The organism is Glaciihabitans sp. UYNi722 (assembly GCF_040549465.1).
GTDB lineage: Bacteria > Actinomycetota > Actinomycetes > Actinomycetales > Microbacteriaceae > Lacisediminihabitans.
This window is the reverse complement of sequence record NZ_JBEPTL010000026.1, coordinates 20,868-46,238: the sequence shown is the minus strand read 5'-3', so window position 1 is coordinate 46,238 and position 25,371 is coordinate 20,868. Positions and strand designations below refer to the sequence as shown.

At 63.3% G+C, this 25,371-nt stretch carries 23 protein-coding genes, 1 tRNA gene and 4 pseudogenes; 10 read left to right on the top strand and 18 right to left on the bottom strand.

The features are described from left to right. Nucleotides 1-267: 267 nt before the first annotated feature. Nucleotides 268-750 carry a hypothetical protein gene (locus tag ABIB56_RS15900; protein ID WP_354570200.1) on the bottom strand — a complete coding sequence of 161 codons (483 nt, stop codon included), beginning with the start codon at nt 748-750 and terminating at the stop codon, nt 268-270. Between the two features lie 207 nt (nt 751-957). Between ABIB56_RS15900 and ABIB56_RS15895 the strand changes: the two are divergent. Next, nucleotides 958-1,606, top strand: a pseudogene (locus tag ABIB56_RS15895) (transposase); the annotation flags it as partial. A gap of 282 nt (nt 1,607-1,888) precedes the next feature. Here ABIB56_RS15895 and ABIB56_RS15890 read toward each other — a convergent pair. Continuing rightward, a complete protein-coding gene (locus ABIB56_RS15890; protein ID WP_354570199.1) occupies nt 1,889-2,356 on the bottom strand; it encodes an Lrp/AsnC family transcriptional regulator in 468 nt (155 codons plus the stop codon). A gap of 95 nt (nt 2,357-2,451) precedes the next feature. Here ABIB56_RS15890 and ABIB56_RS15885 point away from each other — a divergent pair, with 95 nt between their 5' ends. Beyond that, the gene (locus ABIB56_RS15885; RefSeq protein ID WP_354570198.1) at nt 2,452-3,090 is read left to right on the top strand and encodes a LysE family translocator; all 639 of its coding nucleotides are present in this window, start codon (nt 2,452-2,454) and stop codon (nt 3,088-3,090) included. Nucleotides 3,091-3,452: 362 nt separating this feature from the next. Here ABIB56_RS15885 and ABIB56_RS15880 read toward each other — a convergent pair whose 3' ends face one another. The 3 genes from ABIB56_RS15880 to ABIB56_RS15870 form a co-directional block, all read right to left on the bottom strand. After that, nucleotides 3,453-3,989: a dihydrofolate reductase family protein gene (locus ABIB56_RS15880; RefSeq protein ID WP_354570197.1), complete on the bottom strand. Its 537-nt coding sequence runs from the start codon at nt 3,987-3,989 to the stop codon at nt 3,453-3,455. A gap of 265 nt (nt 3,990-4,254) precedes the next feature. Further along, a complete protein-coding gene (locus ABIB56_RS15875; RefSeq protein WP_354570196.1) occupies nt 4,255-6,018 on the bottom strand; it encodes an IS30 family transposase in 1,764 nt (587 codons plus the stop codon). 60 nt (nt 6,019-6,078) lie between these two features. Continuing rightward, the gene (locus tag ABIB56_RS15870; protein WP_354570195.1) at nt 6,079-7,455 is read right to left on the bottom strand and encodes an IS30 family transposase; all 1,377 of its coding nucleotides are present in this window, start codon (nt 7,453-7,455) and stop codon (nt 6,079-6,081) included. A 64-nt stretch (nt 7,456-7,519) separates the two neighbouring features. Here ABIB56_RS15870 and ABIB56_RS15865 point away from each other — a divergent pair. Continuing rightward, nucleotides 7,520-7,810 (top strand): annotated as a pseudogene (locus ABIB56_RS15865) (integrase core domain-containing protein); the annotation flags it as partial. 593 nt (nt 7,811-8,403) lie between these two features. Here ABIB56_RS15865 and ABIB56_RS15860 read toward each other — a convergent pair. From ABIB56_RS15860 to ABIB56_RS15845, 4 genes and pseudogenes are all read right to left on the bottom strand, one after another. Then, entirely contained in the window at nt 8,404-9,261 is an 858-nt protein-coding gene (locus tag ABIB56_RS15860; RefSeq protein WP_354570194.1) for an alpha/beta fold hydrolase, read from the bottom strand. Then, nucleotides 9,248-9,703, bottom strand: coding sequence for a MarR family winged helix-turn-helix transcriptional regulator (locus tag ABIB56_RS15855; RefSeq protein ID WP_354570193.1), 456 nt, complete (start codon nt 9,701-9,703; stop codon nt 9,248-9,250). The genes ABIB56_RS15860 and ABIB56_RS15855 overlap by 14 nt, the downstream gene beginning before the upstream one ends. A gap of 344 nt (nt 9,704-10,047) precedes the next feature. After that, the gene (locus ABIB56_RS15850) at nt 10,048-10,497 is read right to left on the bottom strand and encodes a TetR-like C-terminal domain-containing protein (protein WP_354570192.1); all 450 of its coding nucleotides are present in this window, start codon (nt 10,495-10,497) and stop codon (nt 10,048-10,050) included. 12 nt (nt 10,498-10,509) lie between these two features. Then, nucleotides 10,510-11,639 (bottom strand): annotated as a pseudogene (locus ABIB56_RS15845) (IS30 family transposase). Between the two features lie 461 nt (nt 11,640-12,100). Between ABIB56_RS15845 and ABIB56_RS15840 the strand changes: the two are divergent. Together ABIB56_RS15840 and ABIB56_RS15835 are read left to right on the top strand one after the other, a co-directional pair. After that, nucleotides 12,101-12,541, top strand: coding sequence for a MarR family winged helix-turn-helix transcriptional regulator (locus ABIB56_RS15840; RefSeq protein WP_354570191.1), 441 nt, complete (start codon nt 12,101-12,103; stop codon nt 12,539-12,541). Nucleotides 12,542-12,574: 33 nt separating this feature from the next. Further along, nucleotides 12,575-13,966, top strand: a complete 1,392-nt coding sequence (locus tag ABIB56_RS15835; RefSeq protein ID WP_354570190.1) for a cryptochrome/photolyase family protein — start codon at nt 12,575-12,577, stop codon at nt 13,964-13,966. Here the strand turns inward: ABIB56_RS15835 and ABIB56_RS15830 are convergent. Both ABIB56_RS15830 and ABIB56_RS15825 read right to left on the bottom strand, forming a co-directional pair. After that, entirely contained in the window at nt 13,944-14,837 is an 894-nt protein-coding gene (locus ABIB56_RS15830) for a carbohydrate kinase family protein (RefSeq protein WP_354570189.1), read from the bottom strand. The genes ABIB56_RS15835 and ABIB56_RS15830 overlap by 23 nt on opposite strands. Further along, on the bottom strand, nt 14,824-15,744 hold the full coding sequence (locus ABIB56_RS15825; protein WP_354570188.1) for a pseudouridine-5'-phosphate glycosidase: 921 nt from the start codon (nt 15,742-15,744) through the stop codon (nt 14,824-14,826). The genes ABIB56_RS15830 and ABIB56_RS15825 overlap by 14 nt, the downstream gene beginning before the upstream one ends. Before the next feature lie 264 nt (nt 15,745-16,008). Here ABIB56_RS15825 and ABIB56_RS15820 point away from each other — a divergent pair, with 264 nt between their 5' ends. Beyond that, nucleotides 16,009-16,539: a hypothetical protein gene (locus ABIB56_RS15820; RefSeq protein ID WP_354570187.1), complete on the top strand. Its 531-nt coding sequence runs from the start codon at nt 16,009-16,011 to the stop codon at nt 16,537-16,539. Nucleotides 16,540-16,615: 76 nt separating this feature from the next. Here ABIB56_RS15820 and ABIB56_RS15815 read toward each other — a convergent pair whose 3' ends face one another. Continuing rightward, entirely contained in the window at nt 16,616-17,128 is a 513-nt protein-coding gene (locus ABIB56_RS15815) for a MarR family winged helix-turn-helix transcriptional regulator (protein ID WP_354570186.1), read from the bottom strand. Between the two features lie 153 nt (nt 17,129-17,281). Here ABIB56_RS15815 and ABIB56_RS15810 point away from each other — a divergent pair, with 153 nt between their 5' ends. Together ABIB56_RS15810 and ABIB56_RS15805 are read left to right on the top strand one after the other, a co-directional pair. Continuing rightward, a complete protein-coding gene (locus ABIB56_RS15810) occupies nt 17,282-17,647 on the top strand; it encodes a class I SAM-dependent methyltransferase (protein WP_354570185.1) in 366 nt (121 codons plus the stop codon). A 63-nt stretch (nt 17,648-17,710) separates the two neighbouring features. Beyond that, nucleotides 17,711-18,139: a BLUF domain-containing protein gene (locus ABIB56_RS15805; protein WP_354570184.1), complete on the top strand. Its 429-nt coding sequence runs from the start codon at nt 17,711-17,713 to the stop codon at nt 18,137-18,139. Between the two features lie 50 nt (nt 18,140-18,189). Here ABIB56_RS15805 and ABIB56_RS15800 read toward each other — a convergent pair. The 4 genes and pseudogenes from ABIB56_RS15800 to ABIB56_RS15785 form a co-directional block, all read right to left on the bottom strand. Next, nucleotides 18,190-18,492: pseudogene (locus tag ABIB56_RS15800) on the bottom strand (IS3-like element ISAar46 family transposase); the annotation flags it as partial. A 716-nt stretch (nt 18,493-19,208) separates the two neighbouring features. Next, nucleotides 19,209-19,284 (bottom strand) — tRNA-Arg (locus ABIB56_RS15795). Between the two features lie 46 nt (nt 19,285-19,330). Next, a complete protein-coding gene (locus ABIB56_RS15790; RefSeq protein ID WP_354570183.1) occupies nt 19,331-19,693 on the bottom strand; it encodes an MmcQ/YjbR family DNA-binding protein in 363 nt (120 codons plus the stop codon). Nucleotides 19,694-19,712: 19 nt separating this feature from the next. Next, nucleotides 19,713-19,844: a hypothetical protein gene (locus tag ABIB56_RS15785; RefSeq protein ID WP_354570182.1), complete on the bottom strand. Its 132-nt coding sequence runs from the start codon at nt 19,842-19,844 to the stop codon at nt 19,713-19,715. Nucleotides 19,845-20,051: 207 nt separating this feature from the next. On the opposite strand from ABIB56_RS15785, the gene dgoD reads away from it, so the two are divergent. Together dgoD and ABIB56_RS15775 are read left to right on the top strand one after the other, a co-directional pair. Then, a complete protein-coding gene (dgoD, locus tag ABIB56_RS15780; protein ID WP_354570181.1) occupies nt 20,052-21,197 on the top strand; it encodes a galactonate dehydratase in 1,146 nt (381 codons plus the stop codon). 65 nt (nt 21,198-21,262) lie between these two features. After that, nucleotides 21,263-22,060, top strand: coding sequence for a class I SAM-dependent methyltransferase (locus ABIB56_RS15775; RefSeq protein WP_354570180.1), 798 nt, complete (start codon nt 21,263-21,265; stop codon nt 22,058-22,060). 58 nt (nt 22,061-22,118) lie between these two features. Here ABIB56_RS15775 and ABIB56_RS15770 read toward each other — a convergent pair whose 3' ends face one another. Beyond that, nucleotides 22,119-25,034, bottom strand: a complete 2,916-nt coding sequence (locus ABIB56_RS15770; protein ID WP_354570179.1) for a helix-turn-helix transcriptional regulator — start codon at nt 25,032-25,034, stop codon at nt 22,119-22,121. 41 nt (nt 25,035-25,075) lie between these two features. Next, nucleotides 25,076-25,327 carry a hypothetical protein gene (locus ABIB56_RS15765; protein ID WP_354570178.1) on the bottom strand — a complete coding sequence of 84 codons (252 nt, stop codon included), beginning with the start codon at nt 25,325-25,327 and terminating at the stop codon, nt 25,076-25,078. Nucleotides 25,328-25,371 lie beyond the last annotated feature (44 nt).

Sequence of the window (25,371 nt, the reverse complement as noted above, 5' to 3'; positions counted from 1 at the left end):
ACTCCTGGGCGATCACGAATTCTAGACAAATCCGTGTTTAACAGGGCTTGTGCCCGCCCTGCGTCAACGACTCACCATCACCTATCCGCGCAACCTCTAAGGCGGTGGGTTGTGGGGAAAAGTCGTATCCCAGCGATAAAGCTGGGAAAGCTGACGTCTTACACTTTCCACTCGAATTAGATTCGATGCGATCGGAACCAATGACATAGCGGTCGTTATCGGCCTGAGCTCGCCCGCAGTCGGCCTGACAGCATCACGCTGCCGCAGTCACAGCGTGTAGGGCGCCGGCCTATCTTCGCCTCGCCCACTAGCGGCTTCGACCGTCCACTGTCTTGGGGTCTTTGCAAGGATCCAGTGCATTACGCCGAAGAGCTCCCAGCTGGCGGAGAGGAGGCGCTCCTCGAGTTCCTCCAGCGACATCCAGGCACTCTCGATCGCAATCTCCTCGATGTCGTAGGCCTTGTCGTTGAGGAGCTGGATCGAGTCGACCGAGCTGGAGTCGAGCCGGGTGCTGCGGTATCCCATAAAGATTGAGAGAACCACGGTGAGGACACCGACCCCGCCGATGACGTCGTTGAGGAGCTTCGCGACGATCGCGACGTCTCCGACCGGACTGACGATGTCGATCTCGCCGAAGTAGACGGCGGTGGCCGAGTAGTACGCGAAGGCCCACAAGTTCGGGTGCCCGGTGTAGCTGAATTGGGCCGGGTCGATGAGGAAGACCGCCCAGTTGATGAAAGTGAACGCCACGACGACCTGGACGAAGAGGCTGACGACAACGATTGCGTTGAGGACGACGACCGACGGCCCCTTGCGGTACCGATCGATCGAGTAGGCCCAGAAGTGCAGGGCGCGTCGAGCGAGAAGGCCGTAACCGACGGTGTCGCGGAACTTCTTCGCGTCGTCGACGGTCCACTTCTTGAGGGTGAGCTGGTCGGGGTAGATCGGCACCATCCGGAGACCGCGTGGACCACGACCGAGTACACTGACGCGATCTTCGACGACACCACCCGAACCTGGATCTCGAGGGCCGAAGTCGCCGAGGTCCCCTTCACCGCGTTCACCTCCAAAGCGAAGAAGGACCACGTCCCGGGGCGCCTCGTGGTGCGGCGGATTCCGGAGCTGAACAAGAAGGACCTTGAGCACCAGACATTGTTTGACACGCACCGGTTCCACGCGTTCTTCACCACCTCGACCCTTGACACGGTGACCGCGGACCAGGTGCATCGTCGGCACGCGATCATCGAGCAAGTCAACGCCGACCTGAAGCACCCGGCTCTTGCGCACCTGCCCTCGGGGATCTTCACCGCGAACGCCGCCTGGCTCGTCCTCGCCGTCATCGCATTCAACCTCACCCGCGCAGCCGCGACCATCACCGGTGCAGCCCTCGCGAAGGCGACGACCTCGACTATCCGCCGGGAACTCATCACCATCCCGGCCCGCATCGCGTCCTCCGGACGCCGCATCCGGTTACACCTTCCCGAGGCCTGGCCTTGGGAGACCGCGGACATCGAGGCCCGCGGCTGCGCCGCGCCCACCCAGCACCGCCCACTCAAATGCAGATGAACGGCCCCTCACCCCAGAACATCGGTGGATTGAGGCTTAGGCGGCCAGGGCGAAGTCGCATGGTGTGGTCGAGCGTGCAGCTACGGCTGTCCGGTTCAGGCTGCCTGCAATTCCGATTGTGAGGTCGATCAGTGTGGGGTTCGGTGACGTTCCGATGGCGCTCGATCTCGAAGGGGTGTCGCCGTGACACGTCGGCTCGCCTGGCCGCGCTCTGCTATGTCTCGCGGCGGGACCGACGGGTCCGGCGCAGCTCCTCGCCCGTTCCCGCCGAGTCGCTCAGACCGCTTCGGACGGCGGGACGTCAACTACACGGGGCGAGAAGTCACGATAATGAGGCATCGGTGGGATACCCGCGGTCGGTGACGACGTTCTTCATGACGAGGGTCGAGGTGAGGCGCTGCACGCCAGGCAGAGTGGCCAGGACGTCGTCTTCGAGTTGCGCGTATGCGTCGAGGTCGACAGTGCGCACACGAAGCAAATAGTCAGGGTCGCCGAAGAGTCGCTGAGCTTGCAGGACGTTCGGAATGTGCGCAACCTGCTCCTCGAACCCGAGCAACGTTTCGCGATCTTCCTGTTTCATCGTGACAAATACGAGCGCTTCAAACTGCAGCCCGAGGGCGGCAGGATTCACGATAGCGCGGTAGCCGGCGATTGCGCCGGAACGCTCCAAGTCACGCACCCGGCGATGGGTCGGCGACAGGGTGAGTCCCACGCGAGACGCCAAATCGGTGAGGCTGAGGCGACCATCCGATTGCAGCTCCGCAATTATCTTCTGATCTAGACGATCCACACCAATAATCCTTTCTCGTTCTGCTGATTTTGTGGTCAAACTGGAGAGCATCTTCCAGCGATTATCCCGTAACTTACTTCGGATAGGGAGGAAATATGCCGGTGTACCTAGTTGTCGCTTTTGCGGGGGTGGCGCTCACCCTGATCGCCGTCCCGGGGCCTGACTGGGCGTTCGTTATTGCGGCCGGCGCTCGGGACCGTATGGTACTTCCCGTCGTGGCTGGCCTCATGATCGGATACACGCTGATCACCGCGACGATCGCCGTCGGAGTTGGTCCGCTCGTAGCTACCACACCTGTTGCTCTTATCGTTCTCACCCTCGGCGGGGCGGCGTACCTGATCTACCTCGGCATCGGTTTCCTTCGGCACCCCGGTGGACTTCAACGGATCAGTGAGCGCAAGCCCTCGCCGCTACCACGCAGTGGGAGAGTCATCGCGAAGGGGATCGGGGTGAGCGCACTGAATCCCAAAGGGCTGCTAATTTTCCTGGCGATTCTTCCACAGTTCACCCGGTCCGACCAGGTCTGGCCGATCACGCTTCAGCTCGCCGTCCTTGGCGCAGCATTCACTCTGATCTGTGGTCTGTTCTATCTGGCTCTCGGATATGCCGCCGATCGCGTTCTCGGGTCCCGGCCCCGCCTTGCTCAAATCATCACTCGTATCGCAGGGGTAGCCATGATTGGCGTAGGCCTCATCCTCGGGATCGAACGCGTCATCGACGCGGTCAAACACTAGCTCGGGCTCGGAAGCGAAGCGGTCAGCCCGGGCGTTCCGCTTCGGCAGCGAAGTCGACTGTTCGCCGACGAAGATCTCCTACGACGGGGTGCAGCGCGGCGATGATGCCGCGGAACTCTCGGCGGCGGCTATTGGCGGAGGAGCTCGAGGAGGCGGGGTTATTCCAGTTCGGCGATGCGCATGGTCACCCGGTGACTGAGTGCAGGGTTGCGGAGGAGGACGTTGAGGGTGAGGTTTCGGGCGAGGCGGGCTCCGGGTGCCCGGAGCATTGCCATCCGAGTCATTCGATCGGTCAGCGAACGCACTTGGCTGAGCGACGCCTAACCCGAGATGGGGCACAACGGGCCGCTATCTCGTGCGTGCTACGCGGCGACGCGGTAGCGCTCGAAGATGATGCCCGGGTCGAAGGTTCTCGTCTCGAGCAGATCCAGCGGCGCTTCGGTTGAAACTGAAGGAAAGAACGGGGTGCCACCTCCGAGCACGATCGGACAGCGGAACATTCGGACATCCTCGATCAGGCCGAGCTCGAACGCCTGGCCAGCAAGATGGGCACCGCCGATCTCGACGTTATTGTCCGTGCTCGCGAGCATGGCCCGAATCTCGTTAGCGAGTGGGGCGGTTGCCAGCCGAGCGTTTCCCTGGACGTGCACTGGTGTGTGAGTAAACACGACCTTGGGGAGGGCGGTCCAGACCTCTGCAAACTCGGTGAAAGCTGGTGTGGAACGTAGTGAGGGGTCGGTCTCCCACACCAGCATCGTCTCGTACAGCCGACGGCCGATCAGGTGACCGCCGAGCTCTCGGACCCGATCGAGGTGGAACTCGAATAGTTCGTCGCTCGGACCGGTCCAGTCGATACCACCGTTGCGGTCATTGATGAAGCCATCGGCGGAAACGCTCATCGAAAAAATCAGCATAGTTGGACCGTATCGCACCAAATCGACTCGGGGTCGGGTCGGGTCAAGAGCCAAACTCATGGACCAACGCCAGCCGAGGGACGCCCGGAAGCGGGACGATCTGCGGACACACTCAAGCCCTTATTGGTGTCGACGCGCCTACGGTCGGGCGGTCGTGCGTTTGACCCGCCCGACATTAAGCCCGATGAACGTGGGCGGTTTCTAATGGTCGACGCAACACGGTGAGTGATTGCGGGCGATAGTTGCCGTGTTAGCAGGGTATCGGATTCGGTCGGTTGGGCGTTTCTCGTTCGATTCGAAGTCGCGCGGCTGGGGTGTCGTGGTCGAGGCCTTTCCGGGGTCGACTGTTGAGTTCCTTCATGACCTGGGTGACGCGTTTGGCGCTGTGGAGGGCAAGGTTGGTGCCCTTGGGAAAGTATTGGCGGACGAGGCCGTTGAAGTTCTCGTTCGCTCCCCGCTGCCAGGGGCTGGAGCGTTCAGCGAAGAAGATCGGGACACCGGTCGCTTCGGTAAGGGCGGCATGGCTGGACATCTCGACGCCTTGGTCCCAGGTGAGAGAACGTTTCAGATGGCGTGGCAAGGTCGCGAATGCTGCCGTAACGGCGGCGTTGACACTTCCGGCGGTGTGGTCGGTCGGGAGGTTGATGATGATGCCATATTGGGTCTTCCGCTCCCGGAGGGTGACCATTGCTGACAGCGATCCGATCCCGACGATTAGATCACCTTCCCAGTTTCCTGCGATCAGCTTCGAGGACAGGTCCGGACGTCGCTGATCGATCATCGTCATATTCCGAATCTTGGATCCCTTCCCCGCCCGACTAAGCCATCTTGTCTTCCTGATTCGTCGCCCCGTCCGCAGCTTCTTCGCGAACCGTTTATGCAGTCCATGATCGTCGCGCAGAAGCAACGCGCGATAGATCGTCTCGGGACACACACGCAGCGTCAGATCGTCTGGATAGGTCTTCTTCAACCAGCCGCTGATCTCGTCCGGAGACCAACACCGGTTCAGTTTTCGTTGAACAAGTAGCCGCAGACGAGCATCACCGATAAGACGGTGAACCTTCGGACGGACCCGCTGGAGGCGAGCATCATGATTCGCCGTCCTCGGCAGATACTCACCGGATGCCCCGCGATGACGGCGTATTTCGCGGCTAATCGTCGACGGGTGGCGCCCCAACTCCTTGGCAATCGTCCGCAAAGAGCTGCCCAGACCTAGCAGGTCAGCGATCTGCAAGCGTTCCCGAAGCTGCAGATACCGCGCCACCGCCGGGCGGGCGCCTGACGGGATCGGTATTCGGAAGTTTGCCTCTTGCCTAATACGGGTGCCTGCGACTCTGGACATGCCCAGAAGCCTGCAGGCATCGACGTTGCTAACCCCTTTGCGCATCAACTCCCAGTAATCGTGTCGTCGTTCATCTCTTCGCTTCAGAGCCAGTGGTCGACCATTGCTGACGACCTGGTCGGCGAGACGGCCAGCCTCGGAGCGTGCTTGTCGTTGGGCTGCCAACTCCGCGTTCGCAGCCGACTTCACCGCGGTCAGTCGTCGCCACTCGAGGGACTCACATTGCGCCGGCGTCAACCGCAGCTGGCGAGCACAGCGGGCAGAACTCACCCCTTGTCCGCGCAACTGTGTGAACCGTTTACCAATCCACCGATAGATCGTCGATCTGCTCACTCCCGCTGCCGTTCGAGCCTCCGCAACAGAGGCGCCACGATCGAATAGTCCCCAGAACTCGGCCTCGTCCTCCACGTCGACACGGAGATGATGACGGTCGCTACTGGAGTCGACGCGTGTTTCCCAAACCTGAACCCGTGAGGACTGGAGGCCAAGATCCGACAGGACATCCTTCGCGAGTTTCCCCGAGCGCCGCTCACGCAAATAGACCTCTTCAAGAAAGCGGTACCCCACAGTCATCGAGATGCCCACCAGACGGGTCGAAGACTTGAGACTGCGACCATCCTTGACCGAAGCCAGAAACCGCACAGCCGTGGGAGAAGAGGAAGAAAGATACATCCGAGAACACCTTCGAAGAGGGTGTTGCTTCGATCAATAGACTCTCCCGGGTGGGCGGATTCAACCGGTCGTCGCAACACTGGCTTCTTGGATTGATCGTAGGTGCTCGTTGAATGCTTCCGCGGGGGTTTTCCAGCCGAGTCGTTTCCGTGGCCGGGTGTTGAGGGTGTGAGCAACGGCAGCGAGGTCGTCAGCGCTCCACCGGGAAAGGTCGGTGCCCTTGGGAAAATATTGCCTCAGCAACCCGTTCGCGTTCTCGTTGCTACCGCGCTGCCAGGGGCTGTGCGGGTCGGCGAAGTAAACCTTCAGCCCAGTAGCAACGGTGAATTTGGCATGGGCGGACATCTCCTTCCCACGGTCCCAGGTCAATGATCGTTTCAGCTCGGTAGGTAGTGCCGCCATCGCGGTGGCGAGAGCTCTGTTCATCGAGAGAGCGCCATACCCGGACAGTGCCGGCCCGTTCTTGATGATTGCCTGCTCGCGCCAGCCTTCCTCTCGGGGCAGGTGGACCAGGGTGAGGAACCCTGCTGTCCGCTCGACGACGGTGCCGATCGCGGACCGGTCGGTGCCGATGATGAGGTCCCCTTCGTGGTGGCCGGGGATGGCCCGGTCTTCGGCCTCGGCGGGCCGTTCGCTGAGGAGGGCGTCGGCGGTGACGTGGGCCCACGCGACCCTTTTGGACCGGGACCTGGGCATCCGCAGCGCACGCCCGGTCCGCAGACACAGGATCAGTTCCCGGCTCAACGCTCCCCGGCTCTGGATGAACAGGGCCTGGTAGATGGCCTCGTGGCTGATCCTCATGGTTTCATCCTCGGGGAAATCGGCTTTGATCCGGTTTGCGATCTGCTCGGGGCTCCACCCGGTGACCCAATGCCGGTCACCCCGATGCGGCTTGTTCCGCCCGGTCCACTTCCCCGTCGAGGGGCCGCGCACGACCGTCCCATCGGGACGGGTGACGGCGCCCCGGAGGCGGTCCTCGACGTATTCCCGCAGTCGATCGTTCTGAGCCAGCTTGGCGATCTTGGGGCGGCGGGCGAACAGTTCCGCTTTCCACTGCGCCACGGACGCCCGGTACTCCAGCTTCCCGCCCCGGGTCGCCGCGTTTCGCCGCAACTCCCGGGAGATCGTCGATGGGCTCCGTCCCAACGCCGACGCAATCTGACGAATCCCCTTCCCCAACGCCCTCTGGATCGCGATCTCCTCACGTTCCACCAAAGACAGGTAACGCCCCGACGGCGGGGGCCACGAATACGGCGACATACCGCCAGACTCCCGGAACCACCGCGACCCAGCGACCGGTGACACGCCGATAGCTACGCCCGCCTCAGCCGGCAGCAGGCCCGTCGCGATCACCACCCAGAACTCACGCTCCATCGCTCGGACATGCCCCGGGTGACCCGGTGACCGCATCGCCGCGCGCCCCGTCACCTCCCTCATCCACTCCGATGGTCGTCCCACAACACCCTCCCAATCTCGGGTGTTGCTTCCACCGATTGAATCCGCCGTTTACACCTCGTCCGATTTCCGCACCCTGGTGGCTAGCCTGGGGATGCGTTCATCGATGGGTCGCACGGGCGTGTGCTGGGACAACAGCATGGCCGAATCGTTCTTCTCGATGCTGAAGAACGAACTCGTCTACCGCACCGTCTACGCCACCAAGGCACAGGCACGACACGATGTCATCCACTACATCGAAGGGTTCTACAACAGCCGACGCCAGCACTCCGCACTCGGCTACCGCCGCCCCAACGAAGTCCACTACGCTTACCAACAGCCGACCACGGCAGCGTAGAAAATCAATCAAATCCGCTGTCCGAAATCTCCGCAGCAGCCCAAAGTTAGGTGTCAAACGGACAAGTTAGGTGTCTGTCCCTTGCCATTCAATCTGTCCCACCGAGAGCGCGCGGCAGAAGTCGCGGAACAGTGAGCCGTTGCGTAGTGTTCGCCTCCCCTGGATGCCGGGTCTAACGGCCGCGCCCGATCGTGCGACGCCTCGATTCTGCGCGATCGGAGAGCGAGATGGTGGTGATAGGTACAGGTGGGATTCGGGTGTTGGTGTCATCGTGCAATCCGGTGACGCTCCCTACGCTGGGGATATGAGAGCGAATGCAGGAGTCCATCTCTACCGCAAAACCATTGCTATCCGGCATCTTCGGTGGATTCCGGTTCAACATCGTTGGGTCGCCGCTCCGCGACTGATCGTTTCCGCCATGAACGTCCTCTTTGGATGTGCAAGGAGCTCGCGAGCAAACGCCAGGATTCCGCGAAGTGGACTCGGTTTGGATCACGCAGACTTTCTTCATCACGCATCGTGATCGTACGGCCGACCCGGAGACTACGAAACAGTACTCGTCTCGGTGACCCAGTCGGCGCTACACGCGCACGCTAGCTCCGCAGGAACCTGCGGACCACCTGCGCGACTTCGGCTGGGTTGCCTTGGTCGATGCCGAAATGGTCGAGACCGTCAAACACCGTGCGTTCAGAGTGAGGAAGAACTTGCCCTAGTCGTCTGATCGTCTCTTCAACCCAACTCGTGCCGGTCTTCCCGCCACTCATCAGCAGAACGGGCGCGACGATGTGATCATATGTTCGCCAATTCTCTTCCGCACGCCCGATCGCGCGATGCTCGAGCATGTTCTGAGGGAGGAGGGTGTACATCTTCTCCCTCCTTTCGGAGCTGACGAACAGAGGAATTAGCCATTTCATCAGCTGATGCGGCAAGCGACGAGCTCTATCGGGGCCGGTGCCACGAGAGAAGGCGACGAACGCGTCAAGATCTTTCCCGGCGTTAAGATGCGTCGCATAGGACGCCAGCCAGCCCATCGGTATCGAACCGTCGATCGAAACGCCGGGTTCGTACACGGCGACTTTCTCGAAGATACCGGACGCACGTGCCGATTCCAAAGCGATGAGGCCCCCGAAACTGTGCCCGACCAGCAAAGCCGCTCCTGTTTCCCTTTGAACAGCCAGGACGTCATCCCGTTCTTTGTCGAGACCGTACTCATCACCCTGGGGGTCGCTAACCCCTCGGCCCCGTCGCTCGATGATGTGCACCGTGAATTCGGCGGCAAGGCACCGGGCGAAATCAAGGTAGTCGCTCGCGGTAGAAAGCGCCCCGGGAACAACGATGACCGAACTTCCGCTGCCCAGGGACAGATAGCCGATGCGGGCTCCGTCAGCGGACGTGACGAAGTCGGAACGCGGGTTCAAGGAAGGGTCAAAAGGGGTGCTAGGAATCGACATTTCCAGTGGTTCCTTCGGTAATGGGTGGCCTGATGAGATGAAGTGAGAGAGCCGACATTGATGACGAAAACTCGCTGATATCGATCTGCGCTTGAGTGAGGTCCGAAACGAAAAGGTCCTCGAGTGCGGAATCCGCCGAGACAACAACGCTGCGCCCGGCCGGAGTCAGCGAAACAAGCCGCTTGCGACCGTGATCGGGATCGATCGCGACACTGAGCAGCCCGGATTTCGTCATCCGTTCCAGCAGCCTGCTCACCGCAGGGTCGGAATGCCTCAAGCGCTGCGCTAGCGAATGCTGGGTGATGGGCGCCGTGTCTTTGAGGACAACGAGCACCCTGAACCAGCTCACGGAAATGCCGTAGTCCCGCTTCAGAATCTCGTCTGCCTTACGGTCCATCGCCCAAACCACCTCATGAATCAACGTCGTCAAGCCTTTAGTCACCCGCTGATGTTAGCTTGTTATTATTAACTAGGCAATGTTCGGATCCCTGAACTACGACTGCCAGATTCCATTCCAAACATCGAACACCTGGATCCGACGGCCAGTGACGTCATCGCGGTGCCTGGGAGCGCGGTAATCGGGAGAGCACCATCGAGCCGGAATTCTGACAGGGAGAGCTACCCGAAGGGGAACTTCCAGCGCGGCGTCTCTGGCGCTGGTAGCTGGTTGTGTGCCGGGCGCAGAGGCATTTCGGGTGAAGCAAAAGTGCGATGCACCAGGCTGCGATTTCTAAGCATTTCGGCGCTTGCCCACTGAAATAGGAATCAGGGTGTGCCTACGTTACGTCACGGCTCGTGTTCGAGTTGCATTTGCGACCAGCTTGTTCTGAGCTGCGGAAAATAGAGAGCGAACATGCTAGTCACCAGGTGCTCAGGCCTGCTCGAGATCCCCAAACCGAGGTAACCGCCGCTGAGACACGCGACGGTGATCCCGTGGAGTGCGCTCCAAACCGCTAAAGCGACCGTGGCGCGATCCTCGTTTGGCAGAAGGTCGTCGTCGATTGCGTCGTTGACCGCAGCGATGTAAGGAACAAACGACAACTGTCCAACGTTATTCGGCAGCGCTGATAATCGTCCCCGGAACATGGTGCTGAAGAGCTCCGGGTTGCCGATTGCGAAGCGCAAGTAGCGGATGCTGAGCAACAGCAGGCGGGTGCCGGCATCTGCTGTCGCAGGAAATAGACGGGAGGCTTCGGAGGTGAGAATGAGGTAACCGCGGGCTGCGACCGCATCCAAAAGGGGGCGAATTCAGGTGGTGGGCGCAACACCGGTTTGATTTGACGGTTTCGAGAGTAGCTCGGCGAGGACCTCTGCGGGGGTTCGGTAGCCGTGGCGCTTCCGGGGCCTGGCGTTCAGTTCCGCGGCCACGTTCGCGAGGATCCCGGGCCCGTGGAAGGAGAGGTCGGTGCTCTTCGGAAAATATTGCCTCAGCAGACCATTGGTGTTCTCGTTGCTGCCCCGCTGCCAGGGCGAGTGCGGGTCGCAGAAATAGATCGGCATCCCGGTCGCCATCGTGATGTCCTGATGCTTTGCCATCTCCCGGCCCTGGTCCCACGTCACCGATCCGCGCAGCTGCTCGGGCAGGGTGTTCATCGCCTCGATCATCGCCGCCGACACGGTCGCGGCGGTGTGATCCCCGGGCAGATGCAACAGCATCAAAAACCCGCTGGTCCGCTCCACGAGGGTCCCGATCGCGGACCTCGTCGACGTCGAACCGATAATCAAATCGCCCAATGCCCGGGAACGGCGCGGTCCTCGATCTCAGCTGGCCGATCAGAGATCATCACCATGCCCGGCAACCGCCCCGCCTTGGGGCTGCCTGGCTTTTGGGTGCGGCGCCGGGCGCGTCCGGTGCGCAGGGCGGTTGCCACTTCCAGCCGCAACGAGCCGCGGCCTTGGACGTAGAGGGCCTGGTAGATGGTCTCGTGGGACACCTGCATCTCCCCATCCTCCGGATGCTCGAGCCGGAGCCGTAACGCTAACCCGTCCAACTTCCGCGCTCTCGTCCGGCGGGCTTTCGCCCAGGTTTGCTCTTGCGCCAACGAGGGCACGTACCGGTCATGAACCCGGTTCCTGGCCACCTCGCGGCTGATCGTCGACGGCGCCCGGCCGAGCACGGCAGCGATCTGCCGCACCCCGTGGCCGCGGGCGAGCTGGAAGCCGATCTCTTCCCGCTCCCGTAACGACAACGACCCAGGACGAGGGACAGCGAAATTCTGGAAAGAGGATGGCAGCACCTGCCGATCCTCGCCCAACCACCGATACGCAGTCGCCCGCGACACCCCCGCGGTCCGCGCGGCAGCCGATGTCGATAGCCCTCCGTCCAACCCCTTCCAAAACCCCAACCGAACACTCAACAGCGACCACGATCTACCCATCAACAACACCCACAGAACTCAGGACGTTGCGCTCACCACCTGAATTCGCCGGCGTAGTCATCAATAGTTTCGAGACACGTGAGAGCGGCCCACGCACGCGGGTTCTGCTACGCGCGGTGCGCGGACAAGTTACCTGTCACAACGGACACGAAAGTGTCAACGCGGACAAGTTAGGCGTCAAACGGACAAGTTGAATGTCAAAGAACAGGACAACGATCGAATGAACTTCCCAGAAAAATAACGGATTGATAACTAGCGTTCCGTTATCTTCTCGTTATATAGTTCAAGAGCAGAAGTTGTTTGCTGTGGCAGCCTCTGCGAATGTGATTGCAGGACACTCTTGGTGCAAGGGAGAGGGTCGGTTTCTAGCCTCTGAAACCGACCCTCAATCCTGTTTAACAGGTCCATTCACTGTCGATCTCCCCCGCCTCCGTATTCTTGATACGGGCGAGAGGAGAACCGTGAGCGACTCGGCAGCCGCAGTGACGGCCTGGGAGGCGCTTTTTCGAGCGCAGGTTTCGGTGATGCGCTATCTGAATGCGGATTTTCCGAGCGGCGACCTGTCGCTGAACGAGTACGACGTGATGTTCAACCTGTCTCGCCAGCCGGGCAGGAGGCTGCGCATCCGCGACCTCAACCAGCATCTGCTGCTGACCCAGCCGAGCGTCAGTCGACTCGTCGACCGCCTCACCGCGCGCGGCCTGGTTACCAAGATGGCGGATCCGGATGACGCACGCGGCATCGTCGCCGCCCTGAGCGACGAGGGCTTCGAACTGTTCCGCCAGGTGGCGCGCGGTCACATCAGGTCGATCACTGCGCGGGTCGGCAGCACTTTGACCACGGAAGAGTTGGCGACGCTCACCGAGCTCTGCGACAAACTGCGGCTCGGCGCAACCCCCTGACTCTCACGCCTACCGGCTCCTACGCTGGAGGGCATGGCTCCCCACGACGACTCCCAGGACCCAAGCATCGTCTGGCTGCGCGATGATCTACGCCTTGCCGACAATCCCGCTCTGAGCGCAGCCATCGATCGCGGCGCTCCGATCGTGATTTTTTACCTGCTCGACGAGAAGACCGAGGGCATCCGCGCGCTGGGAGGCGCGAGCCGCTGGTGGCTGCATCACAGCCTCGAAAGCCTGGCCGAATCCATCCGCACGATCGGTGGTCGACTGGTGCTGCGCCGCGGCGCCGCGGCCGAGAAACTCCCTGAGCTGGTTACAGACACCGGCGCAGGCGCGGTCTTCTGGAATCGCCGTTACGGCGGTCCCCAGCGAGACGCGGATGCCGCGCTCAAGAGCAGACTGCGCGATGCGGGCCTTACCGTCGAGAGCTTCCAGGCCAACCTCCTGCACGAGCCGTGGACGGTGACGACCGCGGAGGGCAACCCGTTTCGGGTGTTCACGCCGTTCTGGAAAGCGAGCCTCGGTTCCGGCGATCCACGGGAGCCGCTGCCGACGCCGCGATCCATCAGCGGCGTCACGGATGTCGCGAGCGACGACCTCGCCGAGTGGCAGCTGCTGCCGACGCATCCCGACTGGGCTGGCGGCATCCGCGAGGCGTGGACCCCGGGAGAACACGCAGCTCACGAACGCCTCGAACGCTTCGTCGTCGTCGGACTCGAGGACTACGACAGGGGCCGTGACGAGCCGGGCCAGGATGCCACCTCACGACTTTCCCCGCACCTGCGTTTCGGCGAGATCAGCCCGTTCCAGATCTGGCATCGCGTGCAGCGTGGGCAGTTGAGCGCGGCCGCCCGCAGGAATGCGGCCAAGTTTCTCAGCGAGGTCGGTTGGCGGGAATTCAACTGGAACATCCTGTTCCACTTTCCCGACCTGCACGAGAAGAACTTTCGCCCCGACTTCGACGCGTTCCCGTGGGACAAGCCGCACAGGGCGGAACTCGAGGCCTGGCAGCAGGGTCGCACCGGTATCCCGCTCGTGGACGCGGGCATGAGGGAACTCTGGCAGACGGGCTACATGCACAACCGGGTGCGGATGGTGGTGGCATCCTTCCTGATCAAGAACCTGCTCATCGACTGGCGCGTCGGCGAACAGTGGTTCTGGGACACCCTGGTCGACCCCGACGAAGCCAGCAACCCCGGCAACTGGCAGTGGGTCGCCGGCTCCGGCGCGGATGCGGCCCCGTACTTTCGCATCTTCAACCCGATGTTGCAGGCCGACAAATTCGATCCGCACCAGGACTACCAGCGCAGATATCTGCCGGAGCTCGGCACCGACGACTACCCTGAGCCGATCGTGGATCTCAAGCAGTCGAGAGCGGATGCCCTCACCGCCTACGAGGTCGTCAAGCGGGCCGGCCGCCGATAGTCGCCACCGCGCGGGCACCGGAGGCAACTCCGGCGCGTGCTGCTGCAACGTCATCTCTCGTGCACACCCAGTTGGCGAGAAACCCCGCGGCGAACGCATCTCCCGCCCCCGTCGGATCGACGATCTCAGCAGCGATCGACTCGATCCGAATGACCGGATGCCCGCGACGGGCGAGCACGATGCCATCGGTGTCGAGGGTCACGGCGGCGAGTCGGAAGTGCTCGAGCAGCCCCTCCGCCACGTCTTCCGGATCGTGCAGACCGGTGAGAACGCGCCCCTCCTCGAGGTTCGGGAAGACCAGGCTCGCGCCACGCACGGCCCGCAGGAACCTGTCGACACCGAAGTCGACCAGGAACCCGGCGGAACCCGGGTCGACAGACACCTGAACGCCGCGCGAGGCGGCGCGGTCGATGAGCCGGAGGATGGGTTCATCGTCGGCACGACCGAACAGGCTGTAGCCGGTGAAGTGCAGGTGCGAGGCTGCGTCGAGCAACTCGTCGCTGACGGCATCCGGGGTCATCGCCGCGTTCGCGCCGGTCGAGGTCAGCATGGTGCGTCGCTCGCCTTCCACGATGAGCACGATGGTGCCTGTCGGCAGCTCTCGATCGCCGATGAGATGGGACGCCACCCCGGCCGAGGCGAGGAGCGCGCTGTGGCGTTCGACATCCGCACTGCCCACCACGCCGACGAAGTCGACCGGCGCACCGAGCGAACCGAGCCAGGTCGCCACGTTCGCAGCTGAGCCCCCCGCGCGGTTGCGGATCGCCGAGGGCGTGTCGGTGTCAGTGCGGATCGGACCGTTCGGGATGACGACGATGTCGTCGATCACGTCGCCGAATACGACGATGCGCGGCCCGTCAGTTGTCGGCATTGAGAGCTGACCACTCGACAGCGATCTCGGCAGCCAGCCGAACGTTGTTGCGGGCGAGATCGAGGTTGACCTCGAGGCTGCGGCCGTTTGAGGCCTTCACAATGTAACCGAGCAGGAACGGCGTCACCGCCTTGCCGTGCATCCCCGCTTCGTCGGCGGCCGCGAGCGCCTCGATGAGCACCCTGTCGTGTTCGGCAGGATCCCACTGCTGGTCGAGCGGAATCGGGTTCGCCACGACGATGCCCTGTCCGTGGCCGAGTTCGTCCTGGCTGCGCATGATCGCCGCCACCTGTGCCGCTGATTCGACCGACCAGTCGATCGTGTATGCCGACTCCCGCAGCCAGAAGCTCGGGAATGTGGTGGTGCGATACCCCACGACCGGCACGCTGAGCGTCTCCAACCGTTCGAGGGTGGCTGCGATATCCAGCACCGATTTCACCCCGGCGCTCACCACGGTCACCGGGGTGAGGGCGAGCGTCGACAGGTCGGCCGACTCATCGAAGGTGGTGCTCGCCCCGCGGTGCACGCCGCCCAGACCGCCGGTCGCGAAGACTCGCACACCGGCGAGAGAGGCGAGATGTGCGGTCGCGGCGACGGTGGTGGCTCCGGATGCCCCGGCCGCCGCCAGTACCGGAAGGTCGCGCACGCTCGCCTTCGCCAGGTCTTCCTCGGCGATGCGGCGTACGCCCTCCGCGTCCAATCCGATCCTCGGGATGCCGTCGAGCACCGCGATCGTCGCAGGCGTCACGCCGACATCACGCAGGATCTGTTCGAACTCCTTCGCCGCCTCGTGGTTGCGAGGGCGCGGCAGCCCGTGCGAGATGATCGTCGATTCGAGGGCGACGACGGGACTGTGTGCGGCGAGCGCCTCGGCGACCGCATCGGAGACGATGAATGGGGTGCTCATAGGTTCATCAGCCTATCGATCGCGCTTACCACCGTCTGGATAGGCCCACTGCCAGCATTTACTCAGCTTTCCGCTGACCGCTCGGATAGTCCCCCGTCGTAGAAGGGATACACCGGCTCAGCAATTCACAGGAAAAACGTGAAACATGGCCCTCGAAAGGGTGACAGCCTCATCTTAACGAACCGATTGGCCGAGGACTTCGGATCAGTTACTGCGACCAGGAAAAGCTCCGGTCGTGAAGTGAAGTGAAGAGGAGCTCATCCCATGAACATCATCTCTAAGAAGACCGCTTTCGGTGCCGTCGGAGTCGCTGCTGCAGCGCTCATCTCGATCGGCGCTGCCGCCCCGGCCATGGCCAGCACGAACAGCTCGACCGACTCCACCATGAGCACGACCTCGACGTGGACCAACCTGGCCAACGATCTGACCAGTAACCTCGGCCTCAGCAACCTGCTGGGTGGCGACATCCTCGGAGGATCGGCTTCCACTGGCGACATCCTCGGAGGCTCCGCTTCCGCTCCTGTCGTGGTCGCACCGCAGGTCGGCGACGTTCTCAGTGGCGGAGTGGCCAACGGCAACGCTGTCGCTTCGGGCAACCAGGTAAGCGCACCCGTCACGGCTCCTGTCGCCTCGGGCAACGACGTGAGCGCTACCGCTCCCGTCGCGTCGGGTAACGACACCTCGGTCGGCAATGGCACCTCGACCAGCGTTCCGCTTGACGTCAACGGAATGGTCGACGGCATCCTGAACGGCGGCCAGACCGGAGTCAACCTCGGACGCATCCTCGGACGCTAATCCGAACCAGTACTGAGAACGGCCTCGGCGCTTCGGCGTCGGGGCCATTTTCGTGTGCTGCACGACTGGTCGGGACCTAACTGCCTTCCTGGGAAGAGGAATCAGCAGCCCCGAGCCGTCGCAGCAGGTGCACGAGCTGTGACCGCTCCTGCTTCGACAGCGACCGAAGCTCCTCCGCCTCGGCGCTGACCAGGGCGATCATCGCCGCATCGACCCTTGCGAGCCCTTCCTGCGTCAGGCAGGCGAGAGTGCTGCGTCCATCCGACGGGTTCGGCCTGCGCTCGATGAGTCCGCGCGTAGTGAGGTTCTCGAGTCGGTTCGACATCGCCCCGCTGCCGATCATGGTCGCCCGCATCAACTCGGCCGGGTTCAGTTCGTGGGGCGGATCTGCGCGACGGAGAGCCGCGAGCACATCGAACTCCCAGATGGAGAGATCGACAGAGCGGAAGGCGTCACCACGCAACCGATTCAGACGATGCGACACCCGACGTAGGCGCGACATGACGTCGAGCGGCGCGAAGTCCACATCGGGCAACCGCTGCGCCCACGCGTCGATGAGCAGGTCGACCTCGTCGTCATCGATGCTCATCGGATGCCGCTGACGAGGGATCGCGCACGCCGGGCGCTCGGTTGCTGCTGCATGGTCACCAAGCTACCCCGCGCGCACCACCGTTCATCGAGTCCCGGCGCCGATTCGGCACGGTTAGTTGCTCCAGTGCGGCACATCTCCCAGGGTTGGACCATGACCGAAACCACATCGAATGCCGCCGAGTACTGGGAGAACCGTTACCGGGAGAACGGCAAATCCTGGAGCGGCAGGGTGAACGTCGCCCTCGAACGCGAGGTGGCCGGCCTCGCACCGGGCACCGCACTCGACCTGGGGAGCGGCGAGGGCGGCGACGCTCTCTGGCTGGCGCACAACGGATGGTCACATAGCAGAACAACTTCACATGTCAGTTCGCACGGTGCAACGAATCGCTGCACGATATTTCGGGCTCAGCCAACGGCCAAGCTCCGGGCGGCCGCGCCATTGAAGGCCGATTCGCTGACAGCTGGACCCAAGGCCGCGGATATGTCGGCCACGCCGTGGCGTTCGCGGCCCCAATAGTGGGCGTAGACGGTGGTGGTGGATCGGAGGAGTGTGGCTGGAGATAGATCCTGGGGGATCCGAATGTTTTCTATTGCCTACGTCAGTGCAGCTGCCGTCGAGATGACCGACGACGATATTGCCGCGATTCTCGTCCAGGCTCGCGCGAACAACCTCCGCCACCACCTCACGGGGGCGCTCCTTTACCACCGAGGCCGATTTATCCAGATCCTCGAGGGACCGGATGAGCAGGTTCTCTCCCGGTTCGCCCTTATCTCCGCGGACCCGCGCCACCGCAGCATTTCAGTTGTCAGCGAAGAACCAATCAAGGAACGACAATTTCCGGAATGGACCATGGGGTTCCGGCCTCTGGCAGACGACGCAGTGAAAGAGCTGGCCGGGTACGACGACTTCTTCGACGACCGCACCGGTGAGGTGCGACTCAGGCACGCCAACAACGAGGCTCAGCAGTTCCTCGAGTGGCTCGGCGAATACTGGTTCGGACGCGCTTAGAACAACTCGGCGCGTCGGAATTTGTCAAGGTGGATGGGGCCAGCGTGAGTTTAGGCGGCTAGTTTCGGCTCGTCTTCTTGTGCTTCGGTGGGCTTGTTTATCCACGCTGCGTCGGGGGTGGCGAGGATCTTGGGGTCGAGGTTGGTGCTGAAGCGTTCCGGGTTCCGGGCCCGGGCTTCGGCCAGGGTCGCGGACCGCTCGGCGGCTTTGCCGGCCGCGAGGCCGTAGTGGACGTCTGCGGGCGTGTTCAGCCCGATGCCGGTGTGGCGGTGGGTGTGGTTGTAGCCCTCGACGAAGGTGTCCATGAAGCGTCTCGCGTCGCCGAGGCTATTGAAGCGTTCCGGGAACACCGGTCAGTGACGACATGATATGGCTGACAGGGCATTGCCCGACGTGGTCGGGCGACGCACGAGTCTCCCGTGCGCCTGCGGACTCCACCACCGCTGCCCTCGACGGGCAAGCACACCGGGCACTGGGTGCATGTGGTGCAACGGGCTAATCAACGCTGGCGTCCTGAGCGCAGAAATCACCTCGGTGGATCAACTGAAAAGACAGCGTTACATCGACGATGTGTCGATTGTGTCACCGAGCGTGATCACCCTCAATGCGGTTGCCGCCGCGGCCGCCGTGAACGAATGGCTCATGTCAGTCACCGGACTGATACAGGGCGGTGATCAGACCCAATGGCATCAGGCCGACGCAATGACTGGGGAGCGCCTCATCGAGCTTCCGCGACAGGACCTCGGCTGTCGCGAGTGTGGGCGACGGCGATTTGCTCGAGGCGACGCGATCGCCTTGCCCACGTTGTGAGGCGAGGCGTTCCCCGCAATTTGGTGCCGGGCACCCCCAACATTCACTTGCCCTGCCTCATGGCCCGCCCCTGTGGGCAAGATTGCGACGCTTCTCGGCGAACGCTGGCAGCCCGCCGTGCTCGATTGTGTCCGCTCACAGATAGGACTCGAGTCAGCAACTGCCCGGCACATAAAGGGCTAGGAGTAGGAGGCAGGGGTTTTTGTAGGGTTTTTCGCCAGTCAGCACGACAAATTGCCATGCTGACCAGCATTTTTATTGGTGCGCCCGGAGGGATTTGAACCCCCGGCCTATTGATCCGTAGTCAATTGCTCTATCCGCTGAGCTACGGGCGCATTCGTCGGGTAAAACCCAACCTGACGACTATACCAGCGCAACGGCTCACCGCGAATCGAGTGCCCTCAGCTGGCGCTGCAGGGCCACCTGCCGGTATGACGTGTCGATAAGTTCGGCCAGTTCGGTCCAGTCCGTCGTGGGTTGATCGACGTCGATGCCGAGCCATCCGGATGGGCCCCAGTAGGGAGGGCTGAAGAAACGCGGGTCTTCGAGGTGGGCGAGCCGTTCATCCCCCGCCGGTTTGAAAACGATCGAGTTGGGGCGGTCCATGCTCGACGACATCATCACGAAGATCTTCTTGCCGGCGCGGAAAGTCGGGCGGCCCCAGGCCACCGCCTCCAGGGCTTCGGGGAACGTCATGCAGATCGTGCGGACCCGCACGACAAGCGGATCGGCGGGATCAATCACCAGCGGATGTTCCACGGGGTCAGCCCACCCTGGAATCGTGGTTCACGTCGTCGCCATGCGCCTCGGTCATGGGAGCGTTCTCCCGCTCAGGAAGCGCGTGGGTGATCAGATTCGGTACCGTCACCCACGAATCGCCGAAGTGCTCATCCATGGGTTCCATTGTCGACGCGAGGCAGCCGACACGCTAGAACGGATGCCGGCAGAGGACCCCTGAGGGTTTGCGCCGATAGTTGTGCCAAATGAAGGAGATCTTCGCTGTTCTGGCGGTTGCCCTCCTGATATTCCGGGGGCATCGCACGGGAACTCCTTCATTTGGCACTGGATGCACACACCTAGCGCAGCCCGCCACAATAGAAGGATGAAGATCACCGCGCTCAAGACGTTCATGGTGCCGCCCCGCTGGTTGTTCCTGAAGATCGAGACCGACGAAGGGGTGGTCGGATGGGGCGAGCCGGTCGTCGAGGGACGCGCCCAGACGGTGGAGAGTGCTATCGATGAACTCTCCGACTATCTCATCGGCATGGACCCACTTCGCATCGAAGATCACTGGCAGGTGCTCAGCAAGGGTGGCTTCTACCGCGGCGGGCCGATCCTGTCCAGCGCGGTCGCGGGCATCGACCAGGCCCTCTGGGACATCGCGGGCAAGGTTCGCAACGCCCCGGTGCACGAACTTCTGGGTGGGCCGGTGCGAGACCGGATGCGCGTGTACTCCTGGATCGGCGGCGACGAGCCCTCCGACACAGCAGACGCAGCCCTCGAGCGCAAAGCGCAGGGCTTCACCGCGGTGAAGATGAATGCGACGGCTACGATGGCCCCACTCGCCACCGCATCCGACATCGACGGCGTAGTCGAGCGTGTCGCCGCCGTTCGTGACGTTCTCGGGCCGGACGGCGGCATCGCCATCGACTTCCACGGTCGGGTCTCACCGATAGTCGCCCGGCAGATCTGCTGCCAACTGGAGCCCCTCGCCCCCATGTTCGTCGAGGAACCCGTCGTTCCCGAGCTGTCTTTCGAACTGCGCCAAATCTGCGAATCCACCACGATCCCGATCGCCACCGGCGAGCGCCTGTATTCGCGCTGGGATTTCCGGGAGGTGCTGGCCTCCGGCATAGCGGTCGCGCAGCCGGACCTCTCCCATGCCGGCGGCATCTCGGAGTCGCGACGAATCGCCGCGGCGGCCGAGACCTACGGTGTCGCTGTCGCGCCGCACTGTCCGCTCGGCCCGATCGCTTTCGCAGCCTCACTGCAACTGGACTTCGCGATACCGAATGCGCTCATCCAGGAGACCTCTCTCGGCATCCACTACAACGTGGGATCCGACGTGCTCGACTACCTGGTCGACACCTCACCCTTCGAGTTCCACGACGGATACGTCGAACGACTGACTGGCGCCGGGCTGGGCATCGATATCGATGAGCGTGCCGTCGAGCGGGCTGCCGAGATCGGCCATCGCTGGCGCAACCCGGTCTGGCGCACGCCGGACGGTGCTTTCGCCGAGTGGTGAGAACCGCCGACGGCGCTCGGCGATCCTGCCGGGCGCGAGCGCTGTGAAGGCGGACAATGCTGCACATGACGACGGATACGAGTTGGGTCGGCAGCATGCCCGAGGTGTATGACCGGGCGCTTGGACCCGCGCTGTTCCGGCCGTTCGCCGTCCACCTGGCGGCGACCGCAGCCGCGCTGGCTCCGAGCCGGGTTCTCGAGCTGGCTGCGGGTTCGGGCATCGCCACGGCGGAGCTCGTCCGGGTCCTGCCGGAGGCCGCCATCACAGCTACCGACCTCAACCCGGCGATGGTGGCGTGGGCGCAGAGCCGGGTGCCGGGCGCAACATGGAAAACCGCGGACGCACAGCACCTGGATTTCGCGGAGGGCTCCTTTGACCTCGTGGTGTGCCAGTTCGGCGTCATGTTCTTCCCCGACAAGCCGGCGGCGTTTGCCGAAGCTGCAACGGTTCTAGACCCGACGGGCACGATGATCTTCGCGGTATGGGATGTGGTGAGCGCTTCACCGTTCCCGCTGGCCATGGTCGACAGTCTCGCCGCGGTCTTTCCCGACGACCCCCCGACCTTCATCGTGCGAGTGCCCCACGGCTACGCCGACACCGGGCAAATCAGGTCGGATCTCGTGGCGGGCGGTATGCAGGAGACAGGTCTAGAGCGGGTCGTCCTGTCGGGAGTTGCCGTGGATGCAAGGACTCTCACCGAGGGATTCTGCCTGGGCACGCCGTTGCGGTTCGCCCTTCAGGAGCGCGGCGACCTCGACACGCTGACCGCCCGACTCGCTGACGAGATGACATCCCGTCTCGGCGACGGCCCATTGGAGGCCGAGTCAGCCGCCTGGGTGGTGACCGCGAAGAAGACGGGGTGAGCGTCCGCATCAACCCGTGGCTCGTCCGGACCTGTCCGGAGTGCGACAATGTGCCGGATCACGCGGTGACAGCAACACCGTTCGGCTGCTGCTGGGCGAGATAGGCGGCCTCGGTTCGCGTGGCGGCGCCGAGTTTGCGCAGGATCGCCGACACATGCACGCTCGCCGTCTTCGCGCTGATGAAGAGCTGCTCCGCAATCTGTCGATTGCTGAGTCCCTCGGCGACGAGAGCGAGAACCTGCCGTTCGCGATCAGTCAGAACCGGCACGCTCCCAACAGGTGAGACCTGCGAAGCGTGAAGCCCCGCACGGCGCTCGAGGTCGTCGATGCGAACCAGGATCAGGCCTACACCGATTTCTTTAGCGGCCGATCGGGCATGCTCTGCCTCGATCAGGGCCTCGGCACGGCCACCCGCGGCCGCCAGCGACTCGGCAAGACGCGTTCGCGTCCATGGGCGAAGAAAGGCAGGAGCATTCGATGACTCGACGGCATCGACGGCGCGCCGCCACAGATCGATGTTCGTGCCGAGTCGCCCTGGACCTCCGAGTTCGGCCTCAAAAACCGCAGCGAACACCGGATGGGTCGGCCAACCCTCGTAGCGTGCGAGCAGAACCCTGAGGTCACGGTCGGCAGTGACGGCATCGAACTCCGGCCCCAGGTCGACCCCCTCCCTAAGAACGGTGGCCAGCACTCGAGCGGCGACCATCAGCAGCGGGAGATCGTAAGCCGGAATCCCGCGATGATCAGGCGCGATGAGGCCGCTCACCTCCGACCAGGCCCGCGCCACGTCGCCGTTCTCGAGTGCGATTTCACCGGCGACCCTGGCGAAGGCGAGGCGCACCTGCGCCTGCTGCTCGATGCCGAGCTGTCCGCGCCAGGGGCGCAGCATCCGCTCGGCACTCTCAGGATCGCCTCCCCAGAGAGTGGACCAGAGTTTCAGATGCTGCAACGGCGCGCTGAACCCGAGAGGCGACTCGAGCGCCAGGGCACGATTGAGCAGGTCGTCGGCGCGCGTCCACTCGCCGCGAGCAAAGAGCGGCCCGATCATGTTCGACAGCAGGATGGCGCCCTTGGTGCGTTCGACACCGCGCAGCCGCGCGCGCTCAAGCCCCTCCTCGGCGAGCGTGATCGCCTCATCGAAACGACCGAGCAGATTCATCGAATCGGACAGGTTGACCCAGTACCGCAGTCGCGCCGAGTCATCGCCGTGTCCGAGCTCGCCAGCGCGATAGAGATCGTCGAGACCGGTGGAGATCTGGCCGTTCGACAGCAGGGAGGTTCCTCGAATGTTGGCCGCCACAGACATCCGCGGAAGCGATCCGACGGCCTCCGCTTCGACGAACGCAGCATCTGCCACCTCGACTGCCTCGTCGAAGTAGGCCTGCAGCATCAGCCGTGCCGCGAGCTCGCCGAGGATAGTGGCGCGCAGCAGACTGACCGGCTGGTCGCGCAACAGCGCGAGGGCCTCCCTCAGCAGGTCGATCGATCCCGAACGGCCGATGTTGGCGAGATAGGAGGCTTTATCGCGCAACAACGCCGCGAGGCGCTCATTGTCACCTGGCGCGAGTTCCGCGATCGCCTCCTCGACCAGGGCGATGGCGCGATCGCTTTCGCCGGCGTTACGCAGGATGTAGGCGACGTCGGCGAGCAGCTCTCCGCGAGTGCAAGCAGCCAGCTCAGCGGCATCCGGAACCTGTGGCCAGAGCTCCAGGGCTCGTTCGCCCATGCGCGCGGCCGCGGTATAGGCGTAGGAACCTCGTGCGTGCCGCATCGCTTTGAGGGATGCGGTGAAGGCGGCAGGCAGATCGTGCGCGACCATCCAGTGGTAGGACATGGCGGTGGCGAAAGTGTCGTCTGTGTCACATCTTTCTTCGAGAGCACGGGCGTAGAGACTGTGGAATCGTGCCCGCTCACCCGGCAGCAGTTCTTCGTGGATCGCATCCCGCACCAGCGCATGCCGGAACTCGTACGCGCTGTCATCGATGACGATCACGCTCGCCGCCACCGCCTCACGGGCGGCCCTGTCGAGCTCTTCCGGATCGCCGTCGTAGACCGCGACGAGAAGTTCATGCTCCACGCGAGCGCCACCGGCCGCCAGAAGGCGCACCACACGCTGCGTCGGTTCCGACAGCGTCTCATAGCGTGAGAGCAGCACACCACGGAGGCTGGACGGAAAACAGTCCACGTTTTCGAAACCGTCGAATCCCACCAGTTCTTCAACGAGGAACGGCACGCCATCCGACCGGTCGTAGAGAACGCCGAGGTCATATGATTCGAGCGACGAGCCAAGGAGCACATCGGCCAGCTCACGCACCTGGGCACGAGAGAAACGCCCGAGGTCGATGCGCATCACGCGCCGGTTGCGATCGAGCTCCGGCAGCCAGGCGTGGAGAGGATGCCCGCGACGCACGTCATCGGTGCGATAGGTGAGCACGAACAGGATGTTGGCGTGCTCGAGCACGCGGATGAGGTAACGAAGGAGCCCGAGGGTCGCCTGGTCCGACCAGTGCAGGTCTTCGGCCACGAGTACCAGGGGTGCGGTGCGGGCGAGGTTCTCCAGCGCGACCGCGACGCTGTCATAAACCCATTCGACGCCGCCACGGACGTCCTGGCGCGTGCCACCGAGTTCTTCCAGCTCGGGAAGCAGCACGGAGAGTGCTTCGCGCGAGGGGCCGGCTGCCGCGATCAACTCGTCGATACCGACAGTGGAGAGAAGCGCCCGAAGGATGCCGGTGATCGGCGCGTAGGGCGGAGCATCCGGCCCGAGATCGATACATTGCCCGACCGCGACGACGGCCTGGGAGGGTAGCGATTCGACGAATTCGGCCACCAGCCGGGTTTTACCGATCCCCGCCTCACCGGCCACCACCACCGTGCGGGTGTCGCCAGGCAGGCCCGCAGCGAACGTCTCGCGCAGGGTCGCGAGTTCCGACTCCCTGCCGATCAGAAACGTGCTGCCGAACGCGGATTGCATGCCGCCATTGTGCCACCGCCAGGTGACATCGTCGGCGATTGCTACGCGCACCGGTGCGCGCTGATGGCCACAGTCCTCATGTTGGACTCTGCGGCACCCTTTGCCTGTCGGGCCGCCCGGCGTGAGCGGATCCATCCGCCGATCGCTTGTCGCGTGCTCCCAGGAGCAGGCCCAGTGTTCGCGCGCTCCTCCTCGATCCGCTCGATCAGCACCCTGCGGTGCTCGAGCTCTCGCGCGAGGGCCTCCTCTCGCGCCCGGCTGAGGTGGCTGAATGCATATTCGTTGATGCTCATGGTCTGGTCTCCGTTGCCTTCGTCGTAACTAAGACATTCCTCGC

What these genes read in the sequence shown, in the direction of transcription:
- ABIB56_RS15885 (WP_354570198.1), top strand. Translation starts at nt 2,452, where the DNA reads ATGCCGGTGTACCTAGTTGTCGCTTTTGCGGGGGTGGCGCTCACCCTG.
- ABIB56_RS15875 (WP_354570196.1), bottom strand. Translation starts at nt 6,018, where the DNA reads ATGTATCTTTCTTCCTCTTCTCCCACGGCTGTGCGGTTTCTGGCTTCG.
- ABIB56_RS15765 (WP_354570178.1), bottom strand. Translation starts at nt 25,327, where the DNA reads ATGAGCATCAACGAATATGCATTCAGCCACCTCAGCCGGGCGCGAGAG.
- ABIB56_RS15775 (WP_354570180.1), top strand. Translation starts at nt 21,263, where the DNA reads ATGACGACGGATACGAGTTGGGTCGGCAGCATGCCCGAGGTGTATGAC.
- ABIB56_RS15770 (WP_354570179.1), bottom strand. Translation starts at nt 25,034, where the DNA reads ATGCAATCCGCGTTCGGCAGCACGTTTCTGATCGGCAGGGAGTCGGAA.
- ABIB56_RS15810 (WP_354570185.1), top strand. Translation starts at nt 17,282, where the DNA reads ATGACCGAAACCACATCGAATGCCGCCGAGTACTGGGAGAACCGTTAC.
- ABIB56_RS15815 (WP_354570186.1), bottom strand. Translation starts at nt 17,128, where the DNA reads ATGAGCATCGATGACGACGAGGTCGACCTGCTCATCGACGCGTGGGCG.
- ABIB56_RS15805 (WP_354570184.1), top strand. Translation starts at nt 17,711, where the DNA reads ATGTTTTCTATTGCCTACGTCAGTGCAGCTGCCGTCGAGATGACCGAC.
- ABIB56_RS15785 (WP_354570182.1), bottom strand. Translation starts at nt 19,844, where the DNA reads ATGGATGAGCACTTCGGCGATTCGTGGGTGACGGTACCGAATCTGATC.
- ABIB56_RS15860 (WP_354570194.1), bottom strand. Translation starts at nt 9,261, where the DNA reads ATGTCGATTCCTAGCACCCCTTTTGACCCTTCCTTGAACCCGCGTTCC.
- ABIB56_RS15880 (WP_354570197.1), bottom strand. Translation starts at nt 3,989, where the DNA reads ATGAGCGTTTCCGCCGATGGCTTCATCAATGACCGCAACGGTGGTATC.
- dgoD (WP_354570181.1), top strand. Translation starts at nt 20,052, where the DNA reads ATGAAGATCACCGCGCTCAAGACGTTCATGGTGCCGCCCCGCTGGTTG.
- ABIB56_RS15825 (WP_354570188.1), bottom strand. Translation starts at nt 15,744, where the DNA reads ATGAGCACCCCATTCATCGTCTCCGATGCGGTCGCCGAGGCGCTCGCC.
- ABIB56_RS15870 (WP_354570195.1), bottom strand. Translation starts at nt 7,455, where the DNA reads ATGAGGGAGGTGACGGGGCGCGCGGCGATGCGGTCACCGGGTCACCCG.
- ABIB56_RS15820 (WP_354570187.1), top strand. Translation starts at nt 16,009, where the DNA reads ATGAACATCATCTCTAAGAAGACCGCTTTCGGTGCCGTCGGAGTCGCT.
- ABIB56_RS15830 (WP_354570189.1), bottom strand. Translation starts at nt 14,837, where the DNA reads ATGCCGACAACTGACGGGCCGCGCATCGTCGTATTCGGCGACGTGATC.
- ABIB56_RS15835 (WP_354570190.1), top strand. Translation starts at nt 12,575, where the DNA reads ATGGCTCCCCACGACGACTCCCAGGACCCAAGCATCGTCTGGCTGCGC.